Source organism: Salinicola sp. NYA28a, assembly GCF_976982775.1.
Window position 1 is genome coordinate 244568 of the sequence record NZ_OZ334582.1, and the last position, 13581, is coordinate 258148.

Consider the following 13581-nt stretch of genomic DNA (forward strand, 5'->3'; position numbering starts at 1 on the left):
AAAGCCCTTGGCCGACTCATCGAAAATCATCCAGGCGCGGCGTTCGTTTCAGCACCGCCCGGGCCGCTTCGACGACCGGGACGGGCGGTTTGCCGACGAGAATTCGCAGCTTGTCGGCACGCTTCAACTGGCCGGCGTAGAAGCGCGCGATCAACCCGGCGTCGAGCCCGTAGAAACGCTGCATGACGCGAAAGCGCTCATCGGGCCGACCGGCGAGGAACAGCATGCGGTTGAGCATGCGAAAGAAGCGCTGCTCGCGCCACTGCGCATCGGCGAAGCGATGAATCAGCGCGGACAGCGCCGGTGCCTCGAGCGGCATGCGCTCGGCGATGCGATCCGCCAGCGCCGCGGCCGCCGGCAGCGAATAACCGGTGGTGGCATGAAACAGCCCGGCACGCAGGCCGCTGGCGGGCTGGTTCGCCAGCGGTGCCCGGAACGCCTCGAAGTCGCCGGCCAGCGTGATCGGCAGGCTGCCTTGCTCCTCCCGCACCAGCGCCTGCCGTTGCCAGCCCTGCGCCTCGGCGTAGCGGGCAAGATTGGTGCGGGCGCGATCGGTGTCGAGGCCGGCGCTGTCGACGTAGTAGGTGTCCTCGATCAGCAATTCGGTCGGTGATAGCGGCAGCGTGTAGACGAAGCGATAGCCGCCCTGCTGGTCGACGGTGGCATCCATCAGGGTCGGCCTGACGAGGCCATGCGGCATGGCGAGCCGCCACTGCTGGCCGACGAAGGCCTGGAAACCGATGGTCAGATGCGGGGAAGGGCGATAGCCGCGACCGTCGACCACGGCGCGTGCCTCGAGTCGTTCACCGTCGGCGAGCGTGACGCTGCACGGCGAGACGTCCTCGACCGAGGCATTGGTGCGCAGATCGTCGCCGAGGGTGTCCGCCAGGGCCGCGGCGAAGCGTTCCGACGTGATGCTGAGATAGTCGCCGGGGAGCGTTCGCGTAAGCCCGGGAAAGCGCACGTCGTAGCCGGACCAGCGGTGCGCCACCAGCGGGGCGAGCCAGTCGCGCTGATCTGGCGTGAGGTCGGAGCCATGAAACGACCAGGTGTGATTGCCGCCGGCGTGTGGCCCTGCTTCCAGCATCAGCATCGCGAGGTCCGGCTGGCGCTGCTTCAGCCGCCATGCGATCAGGCCGTTGGCCAGCCCGGCGCCTACCAGAATGAGATCCCATGGCCGGCTCATGACGCCACCTTCATCGGTGCCGGCCCGAGCGCCAGCTCGACGATATCGGCCGCCCGCTCGGCGCCGCCGGCCTGCCGTAGCAAAATGGCCGCGTCGGCGAGGCGCTGGCGGCAGGCGTCGTCCGCCAGCAGCGTCTCGAGCGCTCGCGCCAGGCGGGCGCTGCCGCTCCGGCGGGAAACCCGTTGCCCCAGCCCGTGCCAGACCAGCCTGGCGGCGACGCCGGGCTGATCGAAGGCGATCGGCATGACGAGCATCGGGGTCGAGGTCGCGATCGCATCGACGACGGTATTCAAACCGCCATGGGTGATCACCGCCTGGGCCTGGCGCAGCGTTGCGTGCTGGTCGGCAAAATCGGTGACGAAGGTGGCGCCGTGGGCTTTCAGCGCCTCCGCCCGGGCGGGAGGCAAACCGCCGCAGTGCGCGATCGCCAACTGAACATCGAGACGGCGACAGGCACGGGCGATCGCCTTGAAGCGACCGTAGCGGTGACCCTGTAGCGTGCCCAGCGAGGCGAAGACGAACGGGCGTCCGGGATCGGTCGGCCAGGCGTCTCGTCTCTTTTCCGTATCGCCTTCCGTCCGGCGCAGCGGGCCGACGGCATGGAAGTTCGCCGGCAGCCGGTGGCGGGGAAAGTCCAGTGTCGCTGGTGTCTGACTGATCTGCGCCAGGGGCGACAGGCATTCGTGCAGCCCGGTGCGATGTGGCAGGCCGAAGGAGCTCGCGTGATGCGCGATCACCCGAGCGTGAGGACGCATCAATCGGTCGTAGATCGCCTCGCTGGTCGCGTACATTCGCCGGGCGCGCTCATCGGTGGCGTAGCGAAACGGCATCACCGGCAGCGGCAGCCCCGGCTCGCGATTGATCGGCAGTGCGCAGGCCACCGACACGAACGGCAGCGCCATCGCCTCGGCGACGAGGCCGCCGGCTGCTTCCATCTGATCGGCGATGACGCCGTCCACGTCGAGGCGTTCGAGCGCGTCCGGCAGCTCCCGGCAGAGCATGTCGGTCGTCGCGGCCATGTCGGCGATGAGCCGGCGGACCGAAAGCCCGGAAGAATTCACCCCGGTGGGGTTCGCGGCCAAATGATGACTGCGTACCAGGCTGCCGGCGGGATGCGTGCGCAAGCCGACCGGCTCGAAGCCGATGCGAGCATCACTGACGAGCGTGCGGGCTTCCTGCTGGTGGATGAAGGTGACGCGATGGCCGCGATCGATCAACACGCCCGCCAGCGCCTGCAGCGCCTGGAAATGGCTGTAGAGGGCGGGCGCGATGACGGCGTAGTGACTCAATCCCGCCCCTCCCGGTCGAGGAGTGGCGCGCGCTTGAGCGCGGCGAGATCGGCGCTGCCGGTGCAGAAGCAGGCGATGCGCAGCTGATCGATGACGATGCGGAAGTGACGAATGACGGCCTCGCTGGAATCGGTGGCGCCGGCGAGCGTCGCGGCCGCCTGGCCGACGAGATCGGCGCCCAGCGCCAACGCCTTGGCCGCATCGATGCCGTCGGCGATGCCGCCGGAGGCAATCAGCGGCGTCGTCGGCAGGGCCCGGCGAATGTCGCGAACGGCCTCGGCGGTGGGAATGCCCCAGTCCGCGAACGCCATCGCCACGGCGCGCTGGTGCGGTTCCGTGGCGCGTTCGCCCTCGACTGCCGCCCAGGAAGTGCCGCCGGCGCCCGCCACGTCGAGCATCGCCACGCCGGCATCCACCAGTCGTCGAGCCACGCCGGCGGACAGCCCGGCGCCGACTTCCTTGGCGATCAGCGGAACGTCCAGCGTGCCGGCGATCTGCTCGATGGCGCCGAGCACGCCGCGCCAGTCCCGATCACCACCATTCTGGACCGCCTCCTGAAGCGGGTTGAGATGAACGATCAAGGCATCGGCGTCGATCATCTCCACTGCACGGCGAGCATAGTCGCACCCGCGCCGCCCCTTGAGCTGGGCGGCGCCAAGGTTGGCCAGCAGCGGAACGTCCGGAGCGATCTCGCGCAGGCTATGGTCGAGCCCCACGTTGGCATCGCTCTCGATGGCGATGCGCTGGGAGCCCACGCCCATCGCCAGGCCCAGGGCCTGCGCCGCCTGTGCCAGATGGCGATTGATGATCAGCGCGCGTTCGGCGCCGCCGGTCATGGAGCTGATCAGCAGCGGGGCTTTCAGCGGTTTGCCGAAGAGCGTGGTGCCGAGGTCGATGCGATCGAGGTCGAGCTCGGGCAGGGCGCAGTGTTCGAAGCGAAAGCGCTCGAATCCGGCCCGGGTCCGGGATCTGGCCCGCTCCGGGTCGAGGACGATATCCAGATGATCGTTCTTGCGTTGCAGCAGTTCCGCGTCCTTCATGAATTCTCCATGGCCCTGATGGATACGCCGTAAGGCATTGCCGATCTTCTACAGCGCTGGCGGGGGTTCGAGAGCGGGACGGGAACTATTGGAAATCCGCCAGCTGCCGTTCGAACCAGGCGTGCATGAAACGGCGCGTCGAACCCTGCTGCCCACAGGCGTGGGTGAAGTGGTCTTCGGCGTTGTGCAGGTGGTCGCGCAAGCGCTGTCGCACCGCCTCGGCGCCGAGCGTCGCCACGAGTGTCGATTTGCCGAGATCCTTGCCGGCGTCCTTGCCGGTATCGTCATGACCGTCGGCCAGATCGTCGAGCAGCTGGAACGCCTGGCCCAGATCCTGCGCGAAACAGCGCAGCCGTTGCCGCACCATGGGGGCGGCATCCGCCGCGATGGCGGCCAACTGGAGCGTGGCGCCGAAGAGCATGCTGGTCTTGAGTTCGTTGGCGGCGACGATGTCGTCTTCCCCCGCGGGGAAGGGTGCCTTCGTGCAGGTCGAGGAACTGGCCTTGAACCAATCCCTGCAGACCCACGGCCGCGGAAAGCTCGGAAACCGCCTGGTTGCGCGATTCGCTCGAAAGCCCCTCGACCGAGGCCACGACGCCGAAGGCGTTACTGAGCAGCGCCACGGCGGCGAGAATGGCGACATGCTCGCCGAACTGGCGGTGGATCGTCGGCCGGCCGCGTCGCAGCATGGCGTTGTCCATGCAGGGGATGTCGTCGAGCATCAACGAGGCGGCATGAATCATCTCCACCGCGCAGGCCAGGTCGAGCAGGCCCGGGTGATGCGCGTCGCAACCCAGGTCGCGAGCGGTGAGCATCAGCAGCAGCGGCCGGGTGCGCTTTCCCGGCGTCAGCGTGCCCTCGCGCATCGCGGCGCTGACGAGATCGCGTTGACTGCCGGCGGGCAGGAGTTGTTCGAGACGCCGCTGCAGCGCCTCCTTGAGCAGCGTCAGCTCCTCGTGCGGGGCTGGGGTCGTTTCTGCGGTGTGAGCGGTCATGGTCACTTCCCTGCTGTCGCCATGTTGCGGTGCGCGTCGATACGGAGTGGTATCGGTCCGGACATCCCTGTCCCGGCGGTGAGGCAATGCTGCAAACCCCCGCACGAACACGGTGTTTCGGTGAACGTGTACAAATCCTACATTACGTTGCCTGAGTCCGCCTCGCCGCCGCCGAAAAGGTCGCTTCTCCGTGTCCGGTAGTCCGTTCCGGTAGAAAGCGGCGCCCATCTGGCATCTACGCATGCCTGGCGTGTATGGATGCAGGGGCCGTTGCAGGCCGGACCTACTGCGACTGGAGGACCGCCGAACACTGATCGAGCGTCTTGTCGAGCTCGGGCGGCCGGCTGTCGTTCTCGTCGCCTGGATCGTACTCCCGTTGCATCTTGCGCACCTCGGCTTCGCTGAAGCGTGCCTGCAGCGCTTCCGTCACGCACTCGCAATAGCGTTCGACCTTGGGGCCTTCGATGCCGCTGGCGGTGATGTTGGCCCGGCATTGCGCCCGGGAAGCTTCCACGGCCTTCGCCGACCACGGCGGCGGTGGCGTCTCTTCATCCTGCGTTTGCGCGTGAGCGGCTACGGCGAAGACGCAGCAGAGTGCCGCGATGGAGGCGAGGCGAAGCCATAGGGACATGGTGGTTCTCCTGAAGGGCAGCTCTCGGGAGGCTTTTCGAGGGGCGCTCCGGTAAGCGCTTGCCAAGGCGAGTGGAGACGGCCGAAAACGGTAACGTTGCTTTTTACTCTAGAGATTCCGCGGCTGGCTGCCATTAATCATAGGTGTGGCCGGTTGATCAGGGAGGTGACCGGCACGAGTCGCCGCCGCCACGTAGACCCCGCCACGTCATGATCCCTGAAATGCAAAACGCCCGCCAGGCAGGGCCTGAGCGGGCGTTTCGAAATTCTTGGTCGGAATAGCAGGATTCGAACCTACGACCTCTGCCTCCCGAAGGCAGCGCTCTACCAAGCTGAGCTATATTCCGATGTCATTGCCGGGCCGTTGCCATTCAGGCTAGCTCGACGGGGGTGAATTATACTCATCCGAAGGCGCGGTGCAACCCTGATCTTGCACCCTTTTAGACGTCGCGCTCGACGGCCACTCGCGTCAGCGTTTCCATGCTGTCGCGATAGGGGCTGGGCGCGAGGATTTCAAGCTGTGCGCGGGCCAGGCTCGCCATCTCTTCGGCGCGCTGCTGGGTATATTCGAGGGCGCCCGTTTCACGCACGATGGCGAGTACGTCGTCCAGGCGTTCCAGGCCGCCATCGGTAATCGCCTTCCGGATCAGCGCGGCCTGTTCGGGCGATCCCGTGCGCATCGCATGGATCAGCGGCAGCGTCGGTTTGCCTTCGGCAAGATCGTCACCCACGTTCTTGCCCATGGTCTCGGCGTCGCCCTGGTAATCGAGCAGGTCGTCGATCAACTGGAAGGCGAGCCCCAGATAGCGGCCGTAGAGTTGCAGTGCCTGTTCCTGCTCGGCATCGGCGCCGGCAAGGATGGCGCCGCTATGGGAGGCTGCTTCGAACAGCATCGCGGTCTTGCCCTGGATGGTATCGAAGTAGTCCGACTCTTCGATATCGGCGTTGCCGATGTTGGTCAGCTGCTGGACTTCGCCCTCGGCAATGATGCAGGTAGCGCCGGAGAGCACCTGCATGATCCGCATCGAGCCGACCTCGACCATCATCTGGAACGAGCGCGAGTAGAGGAAGTCGCCGACCAGTACCGAAGGGGCGTTGCCCCAGGTATCGTTGGCGGTGGCCTTGCCGCGGCGCCGGCTCGATTCATCGACGACATCGTCATGCAGCAGCGTGGAGGTGTGCATGAACTCGATCAGCGTCGCCAGAGTGATGTGCTTGTCGCCGGGAACGCTCTCGTCTCCGGGATAGCCCAGTGACCGCGCCGCCAGCAGCACCAGCAGCGGGCGCAGGCGCTTGCCTCCGCTTTCGATGATGTACTGGCCGATGGTTTCGACCAGTGGAATTCGCGACGCCAGTTGATCGAGGATCGTACGATTGACGGCGGCGAAGTCCTCAGCCACCGATGCATGGATGGATGCAGCGTTGGATTGCATGGTCGGCTTGTCAATGAATCGGGTGGGGTCGTTCGGCTTCTCGGCCGGGAGACGACGTGTGGGGGTATGCTAGGTGGCCCCCTCAGGTGCGTCAACCGACGCGGCGCTCGGCGGTTGCCCGCCGGCCGGAACGCGCGCGGGCCGGGCGCGCAAGAAGGTTGCCTGGCATGGCGTGAGCCGTTATAATCCGCCGCCCAACTCATCATGCTCCCTGTCAGATGGTTGCCGGAAGGGGCACCACTCGCCGCAGGTCGATGAAAGAGCGCCAACCCCGATGAGTGTTTGGAGAATCTTATGTACGCTGTTATCAAGAGTGGCGGTAAGCAGTACCGCGTGCAGGAAGGTCAGACACTGAAGCTCGAGAAGCTGGAAGTGCCGACCGGTGAAACCCTGGAATTCGACCAGGTTCTGCTGGTTGCCGACGGCGACGACATCAAGGTCGGCGCTCCGCTGGTCGGTGGTGCCAAGGTGTCTGCCGAGATCGTCTCGCACGGTCGTGGCGACAAGGTGCAGATCATCAAGTTCCGTCGTCGCAAGCATCACATGAAGCGTCAGGGCCACCGTCAGTGGTTCACTGAAGTCAAGATCACTGGAATCTCCGCTTAAGCGGAACATTCCCCCAGAAAGAGGTATTCGCCATGGCTCATAAGAAGGCCGCCGGTAGTACGCGTAACGGTCGCGATTCCGAATCCAAACGCCTGGGTGTCAAGCTGTACGGTGGACAGAAGGCTACGGCCGGCAACATCATCGTTCGCCAGCGCGGCACCAAGTTCCATGCGGGAACCGGTGTGGGTATCGGCAAGGACCACACGCTGTTCGCTCTGAATGACGGCGTCATCAAGTTCGAGCAGAAAGGCCCGAGAAACCGCAAGTTCGTGAGCGTGGTCTCCGCCTGAGACGTCACGAACCTTGTATGAAAAGCCCCGCCCAGGCGGGGCTTTTTTGTTTTTGCCGTATTATTCTTGCAGCATCCACGCGCGCGGCACCTGCCGCCGGGAGAGTGACATGCAGTTCGTCGATGAAACCTCGATCACCGTCGAAGCCGGCAGAGGCGGCAATGGCTGTCTCAGCTTCCGGCGTGAAAAGTTCGTGCCCAAGGGTGGCCCTGACGGTGGCGATGGCGGCCACGGCGGCAATGTCTATCTGATCGGCGACGAGTCGCTGAACACCCTGATCGACTTCAAGTTCCAGCGCTTCTACAAGGCGCAGAGCGGCCAGCAGGGTCAGGGTCGTCAGATGAGCGGCAAGGCCGGCGACGACCTGCACGTCAAGGTGCCGGTGGGAACGACGGTGATCGATGAGGACACCCTCGAGGTGATCGCCGATGTCACCGCCGAAGGCCAGGTGGTGCTGGTGGCCCAGGGTGGCCGCCGCGGGCTCGGTAACATTCACTTCAAGTCTTCGACCAACCGCTCGCCGCGGCGAACCACGCCGGGAACCGAGGGCGAACGGCGCAAGTTGCGCCTGGAGATGAAGGTGATGGCCGACGTCGGCCTGCTGGGGCTGCCCAATGCCGGCAAGTCGACGCTGATTCGCGCGGTCTCCGCCGCCAAGCCGAAGGTCGCTAACTACCCCTTCACCACGCTGGTACCCAATCTGGGCGTGGTCAAGATCGGCACTCACGAGCACTTCGTGATGGCGGACGTGCCTGGGCTGATCGAGGGGGCCTCCGATGGCGCCGGGCTCGGGTTGCGCTTTCTCAAGCATTTGACCCGCACGCGGCTGCTGTTGCATGTGGTCGATGCGGCGCCCTTCGACGAGTCCGACCCTGTCGCGGCCGTCGAGGCGATCGCTCGGGAGCTGGAGCAGTTCTCGCCGACGCTGGCGGAGTTGCCGCGCTGGTTGGTGATCAACAAGCTCGATCTGTTGCCGACGGAAGATCGCGAGGCACGCGTGGCGGATATCGTCTCCCGGCTCGGCTGGCAGGGGCCGGTCTTCCAGATTTCGGCGATCTCCAGCGACGGCACCGGCGAATTGGTGCAGGCGGCGCACCGCTGGCTGACCGAGCAGCGTCAGTTGGAAAACGACGACGAAGAAGCCGCCGAACGCGAGCGCGACATGCGCCGTCGCATGGAGACCGAGTCGGTGGAGCGGGTGGAGGCGCACCAGACCCGCCTGCGCGTCAAGCGGGGCGAAATCGTCGAGGAGTTCGACGACGACGATGACGACGATCACGACGTCGAGGTGGAATACGTTCGTTGAGGGCAACCGTGATTCGGGTCATGACAGGCGGGCAGTCGGGCGGAGAATGAGATGGCGACGGATGAGCGAGCAGGGCGCGGCGTACTCGAGGGCGCGAAGCGTGTCGTGGTCAAGATTGGCAGCGCCCTGCTGACCAACGATGGCCGTGGCCTCGACGCGGCGGCGATTGGGGGCTGGGTCGATCAGATGGCCGAGTTGCACCGCCGGGGTGTGGAAGTCGTGCTGGTATCGTCCGGTTCCATCGCCGAGGGCATGGTGCGCCTGGGCTGGCATTCGCGGCCGACCGCCGTGCACGAGCTTCAGGCGGCGGCTGCCGTGGGGCAGAGCGGGCTCTCCCAGTGTTACGAAACGCATTTCGCCCGCCACGGCCTGCGCAGCGCCCAGGTGCTGCTGACCCACGACGATCTCTCCAATCGCAAGCGCTACCTGAACGCGCGTTCCGCGCTACGCACCCTGGTTCAGCTCGATGTGGTTCCGGTGATCAACGAGAACGATACCGTGGTCACCGACGAGATCCGCTTCGGCGACAACGACACCCTGGGGGCGCTGGTCGCCAACCTGCTCGAGGCCGATGCGCTGCTGATCCTGACCGATCAGGAGGGCCTGTTCGATGCCGATCCGCGTCACGATCCCGATGCCCGGCTGATCAGCGAAGGCCAGGCCGATGACCCTAAGCTGGATGCCGTTGCCGGCGGTGGCGGCGTGCTGGGTCGCGGCGGCATGGCGACCAAGCTGCGCGCCGCCCGGCTGGCGGCACGCTCCGGCGCGGTCACGGCGATCGCCAGCGGGCGCCAGCCGGCGGTGCTGACCCGACTGCTCGAGGGCGAGTCGCTGGGGACGCTGCTGCATCCCGACCACGCACCGCTGGCTGCACGCAAGCGCTGGCTTGCCGGCCAGTTGCAGGTGCGTGGCACGCTGACGCTGGATGCCGGCGCGGTCAACGTCCTGCGCTCCCAGGGGTCGAGCCTGCTGCCGGTGGGTGTCAAGCAGGTGCAAGGCATCTTTCGGCGCGGCGACATGGTGGTCTGCATCGACGAACACGGCGGGCGCGTTGCCAAGGGGCTGGTCAACTATTCGAGCGCCGATGCGGCCCGGCTCGTGGGGCAGCCCAGCCAGCGCATCGCCGAGATTCTCGGCTATATGGAAGCGCCGGAGCTGATCCATCGGGACAATCTGGTGGTTATCTGAGCACGACAGGCCGCGCCAGTTGGCGCTGGTATCGTGCTTGGGCCTTGTGATAGAATCCCGCATCCTCTCAGACATGGCCCGTTGAAGACTGCGAAAATGGCAGTCGAAATGGCTCCCGAAAGCGTGATGAATTCGGGCGTCATTGAACATTCGGCCGAATCATTCAGGGTTGCCTGAAGCGGTTTCGAGGCTGGCCTGGGTGATTTAACTTACAGAATTGACTGTCAACATCTCCAAGGAGTCGACGGTGGCGAATACCAAGCAGGCGCGTAAGCGCGCACGTCAGGCGGAAGACCGCCGCAAGCTCAACGCTAGTCAGCGTTCCATGGTTCGTACCTACATCAAGCGCGTGATCAAGGCCATCCAGGCTGGCGATCAGGCGCAGGCGAACAGCGAATTCAAGGCCGCTCAGCCGGTCATCGATCGCATCGCCGACAAGGACGCCATGTCCAAGAAGAAGGCAGCACGCATCAAGAGTCGCTTGAACAAGCGAATTAAGGCGCTGGCTGCCTGAGCCGGACGCGCTTGATGAAAAACCGGCTTCGGCCGGTTTTTTTGTGGCTGCCTTCCATGGCCTTCGTATCGAGATCATTGCGTCGAGGCCGCCGCATGGGTAGCGGAGCGTGCGAATCCCCCGGAGCGAGTGACGCCGCGTCATGAACGAACAGCACGGCCCTGTGGACAAGACGCCAGACGACACGCCGGCAGACGCGGCGGCCGCGGAGACGGCCACCCCGGTCTCGCGCCGTGGGCTGCTGCGTTCCGGCATGGTGGTCAGCACGATGACGCTGCTGTCGCGCGTGCTCGGCCTGGCGCGGGACGTCGTGATCGCCGCGTTGCTGGGTGCCGGCAGCGGTGCCGATGCGTTCTTCGTGGCGTTCAAGATCCCCAATTTCATGCGCCGGCTGTTCGCCGAAGGGGCGTTCAACCAGGCGTTCGTGCCGGTGCTGTCGGAATACGCCACGCAGCGTACGCGCGCGGAAGTTCGCGAGCTGCTCGATGCGGTCTCCGGCAGTCTCAGCGTCGTGTTGGCATTGATCACCGCGCTGGCCATCGCTGCCGCGCCGTGGCTCGTGTGGCTGTTCGCGCCGGGCTTCCAGGCCGATCCCGGCAAGCTGGCGCTGACGGCGGAGATGCTGCGGCTGACCTTCCCGTACCTGCTGCTGATCTCGTTGACGGCGTTCGCCGGCAGCGTACTCAACACCTGGGAGCGGTTTGCGATACCGGCGTTCACGCCGGTACTGCTCAATGTCTGCCTGATCGGCGCTGCGCTGTGGCTGACCCCGTTGATGAGTGACCCGGCGCTGGGACTGGCCTGGGGCGTCCTGATTGCCGGGGCGGCGCAGCTGCTGTTCCAGCTGCCGTTTCTGGCCCGCCTGGGACTAATGCCGCGCCCCAGGGCACGGTTCAAGCACCCTGGCGTCCGACGCATTCTGCGCCTGATGGCCCCGGCGCTGTTCGGCGTCTCCGTGTCGCAGATCAATCTGTTGCTGGATACGGTGCTGGCCTCGTTTCTGGTCTCGGGCAGCGTGTCCTGGCTCTACTATTCCGATCGCCTGGTGGAACTGCCGCTGGGCGTGTTCGGGATCGCGATTGCCACCGTGATCCTGCCGGCGCTCTCCAAGCGTCATGCGGATCAGTCCCGGGATCACTTCGCGCGCATGCTGGACTGGGCGCTGCGCATGGTGCTGCTGATCGGACTGCCGGCAGCGCTGGCGTTGATCCTGCTGGCCGAGCCGCTACTGGTCAGCCTGTTTCACTACGGGGCGATGACCGATCACGACGTGATCATGGCCGCGCGCAGCCTGCGGGCCTATGCACTGGGGCTGTTGGCGTTCATGCTGATCAAGGTGCTGGCGCCGGGCTACTTCGCGCGCCAGGACACCAAGACGCCGGTCAAGATCGGCATCGTGGCGATGTTCGCCAACATGGTCATGAACCTGGCGCTGATCGTGCCGCTGGCTCACGCCGGTCTGGCGCTGGCCACCGCACTGTCGGCGTTTCTCAACGCGGGGCTGCTGGGGCTCGGGTTGCGCCGGCAGGGCGTGCTGCGCTTCCAGCCGGGCTGGGGCCGCTATGCCGTGCAGGTCGTGGGTGGCTGCCTGGTAATGGGTGCGGGCTTGTGGTGGTTCTCGCCGGACTGGCATGCCTGGGTCACCTGGGGAGCGCTGCACCGGGCCGGGGTGCTGGCCGCGCTAGTGGTCGGCGGCGCCGCTCTCTATTTTGGCTGGCTGGCACTCAGCGGCGTCCGGTTGAGAGACTTCCGCCTGCAGGGCTGAGAGGTCCAGGCCGCTTTTGGTTACGGGGCAAGCCCTTTGGTTATAATGACGCCTTTTATGCAGAAACGCGGTTCACGCTGAAACGGGAACAGACCCCATGGAACTGATCCGAGGCTTGCACAATTTGCCGTCCGCCAACGATGCCGCGCAGGGTGCGGCCGCGCGTGGTTGCGTGGCGACCATCGGCAATTTCGATGGGGTGCATCTGGGCCACCAGGCCATTCTCGAGCAGCTGCAGACGCTGTCCCGGGCACAGGGGCTGCCGGTTACGGTAGTGATCTTCGAGCCGCAGCCGAGAGAATATTTCGCTGGCGATCAGGCACCGCCGCGGCTGACACGGCTGCGCGACAAGGTCGCGTTGCTCAAGGCCCACGGCGCCGACCGGATCCTGTGCCTGCCGTTCAACGATGCTCTGCGCAGCCTGACCGCGCAGCAGTTCGTCGAACGGGTGTTGATCGAAGGCCTGCAGGTCAGGCACCTGGTCGTCGGCGACGATTTCCGCTTCGGCTGCGACCGCGCCGGGGATTTCGCGCTGCTGCAGGCGGTGGGGCACGAACGGGGCTTTGCCGTCGAGCACACGCGGACCTTCGCCCTCGACGACGAGCGCGTTTCGAGCACGCGGGTACGGACGCTGCTGGCCAGCGGCAACTTCTTCCAGGCCGCACGCATGCTGGGCCGGCCCTACGGCTATCAGGGGCGAGTCGTCCGTGATCGCCAGCTGGGACGCACCATCGGCGTGCCCACTGCCAACATTCCGTTGACCCGACGACCCATGGCGCTGCGCGGCGTGTTCGCCTGTGCCGCGCGCTTGCCGAGCGGGGAGTGGGTCGCCGGCGTCGCCAACATCGGCTGGCGCCCGACGGTGGGTGCCGACCGGCCGATCCTCGAGGTACATCTGCTGGATCGCGAGGTCGAGCTGTACGGCCAGACCCTGACCGTCGTGCCCTGCGCCCGGCTGCGCGGCGAAACCAAATTCGACGATTTCGGCGCGCTGGTTACCCAGATTCATCGGGATATCGACAACGCCCGCCGCTATTTCGGGCAGCGCGATCCTCATGTTCCCGAAGCGGCCCGCGCCGATGTGAACCACGCCATCGAAGAGATCTGCGCCGCCACCTTGCCCCAGGCGCAGTTTCCGCTGGCATCGGCGCCGCTGTCCGAGAATTCGCATGGCGGTACGCATGCGGGGCCGGCACCGCATGAATCCCGAGACGACTGAACAGCCTGAGCGACCTGACGACAGCCTTGAGCGATCTGACAAATAGCCCTGAGCGACCCGAGACAGCCTTGAGCGATCTGAAACAGCCCTGAGCGACCTGAAAACAGCCCTGAGCGGACC

The 13581-nt window shown here is 65.8% G+C and carries 13 protein-coding genes, 1 tRNA gene and 1 pseudogene; 7 read left to right on the top strand and 8 right to left on the bottom strand.

Features of this window, described 5'->3' with window-relative positions; translation table 11 throughout:
• Positions 1–16: 16 nt before the first annotated feature.
• The 8 genes and pseudogenes from crtY to ispB all read right to left on the bottom strand — a co-directional run bounded on the left by crtY (position 17) and on the right by ispB (position 6573).
• Positions 17–1186: a lycopene beta-cyclase CrtY gene (gene crtY / locus ACWHY3_RS01200; RefSeq protein ID WP_448127404.1), complete on the bottom strand. Its 1170-nt coding sequence runs from the start codon at positions 1184–1186 to the stop codon at positions 17–19.
• Positions 1183–2475, bottom strand: a complete 1293-nt coding sequence (locus tag ACWHY3_RS01205; RefSeq protein ID WP_448127405.1) for a glycosyltransferase — start codon at positions 2473–2475, stop codon at positions 1183–1185. The genes crtY and ACWHY3_RS01205 overlap by 4 nt, the downstream gene beginning before the upstream one ends.
• Positions 2472–3515 carry a type 2 isopentenyl-diphosphate Delta-isomerase gene (fni, locus tag ACWHY3_RS01210; protein WP_448127406.1) on the bottom strand — a complete coding sequence of 348 codons (1044 nt, stop codon included), beginning with the start codon at positions 3513–3515 and terminating at the stop codon, positions 2472–2474. Before fni ends, ACWHY3_RS01205 begins: the two co-directional genes overlap by 4 nt.
• Positions 3516–3600: 85 nt before the next feature.
• Entirely contained in the window at positions 3601–3936 is a 336-nt protein-coding gene (locus ACWHY3_RS01215; RefSeq protein ID WP_218777026.1) for a polyprenyl synthetase family protein, read from the bottom strand.
• Positions 3937–4054: 118 nt separating this feature from the next.
• Positions 4055–4753 (bottom strand): annotated as a pseudogene (locus tag ACWHY3_RS01220) (polyprenyl synthetase family protein); the annotation flags it as partial.
• 40 nt (positions 4754–4793) lie between these two features.
• Positions 4794–5141 (bottom strand): hypothetical protein, encoded by a 348-nt coding sequence (locus ACWHY3_RS01225; protein WP_087719784.1) that lies wholly within the window; start codon positions 5139–5141, stop codon positions 4794–4796.
• A 269-nt stretch (positions 5142–5410) separates the two neighbouring features.
• Positions 5411–5487: transfer RNA gene (locus ACWHY3_RS01230), tRNA-Pro, on the bottom strand.
• Between the two features lie 93 nt (positions 5488–5580).
• Positions 5581–6573: an octaprenyl diphosphate synthase gene (gene ispB, locus ACWHY3_RS01235; RefSeq protein WP_087719785.1), complete on the bottom strand. Its 993-nt coding sequence runs from the start codon at positions 6571–6573 to the stop codon at positions 5581–5583.
• Positions 6574–6867: 294 nt separating this feature from the next.
• On the opposite strand from ispB, the gene rplU reads away from it, so the two are divergent.
• The 7 genes from rplU to ribF all read left to right on the top strand — a co-directional run bounded on the left by rplU (position 6868) and on the right by ribF (position 13461).
• A complete protein-coding gene (gene rplU / locus ACWHY3_RS01240) occupies positions 6868–7179 on the top strand; it encodes a 50S ribosomal protein L21 (RefSeq protein ID WP_071230753.1) in 312 nt (103 codons plus the stop codon).
• 32 nt (positions 7180–7211) lie between these two features.
• Entirely contained in the window at positions 7212–7469 is a 258-nt protein-coding gene (gene rpmA, locus ACWHY3_RS01245; RefSeq protein ID WP_071230754.1) for a 50S ribosomal protein L27, read from the top strand.
• 109 nt (positions 7470–7578) lie between these two features.
• The gene (cgtA, locus tag ACWHY3_RS01250) at positions 7579–8775 is read left to right on the top strand and encodes an Obg family GTPase CgtA (RefSeq protein WP_448127407.1); all 1197 of its coding nucleotides are present in this window, start codon (positions 7579–7581) and stop codon (positions 8773–8775) included.
• A 51-nt stretch (positions 8776–8826) separates the two neighbouring features.
• Positions 8827–9963 (top strand): glutamate 5-kinase, encoded by a 1137-nt coding sequence (gene proB / locus ACWHY3_RS01255; protein ID WP_087719787.1) that lies wholly within the window; start codon positions 8827–8829, stop codon positions 9961–9963.
• Between the two features lie 247 nt (positions 9964–10210).
• Entirely contained in the window at positions 10211–10477 is a 267-nt protein-coding gene (rpsT, locus tag ACWHY3_RS01260; protein ID WP_071230757.1) for a 30S ribosomal protein S20, read from the top strand.
• Between the two features lie 142 nt (positions 10478–10619).
• A complete protein-coding gene (murJ, locus tag ACWHY3_RS01265) occupies positions 10620–12242 on the top strand; it encodes a murein biosynthesis integral membrane protein MurJ (protein ID WP_448127408.1) in 1623 nt (540 codons plus the stop codon).
• Positions 12243–12339: 97 nt separating this feature from the next.
• Entirely contained in the window at positions 12340–13461 is a 1122-nt protein-coding gene (ribF, locus tag ACWHY3_RS01270; RefSeq protein ID WP_448127409.1) for a bifunctional riboflavin kinase/FAD synthetase, read from the top strand.
• The last annotated feature ends 120 nt before the right edge of the window (positions 13462–13581 follow it).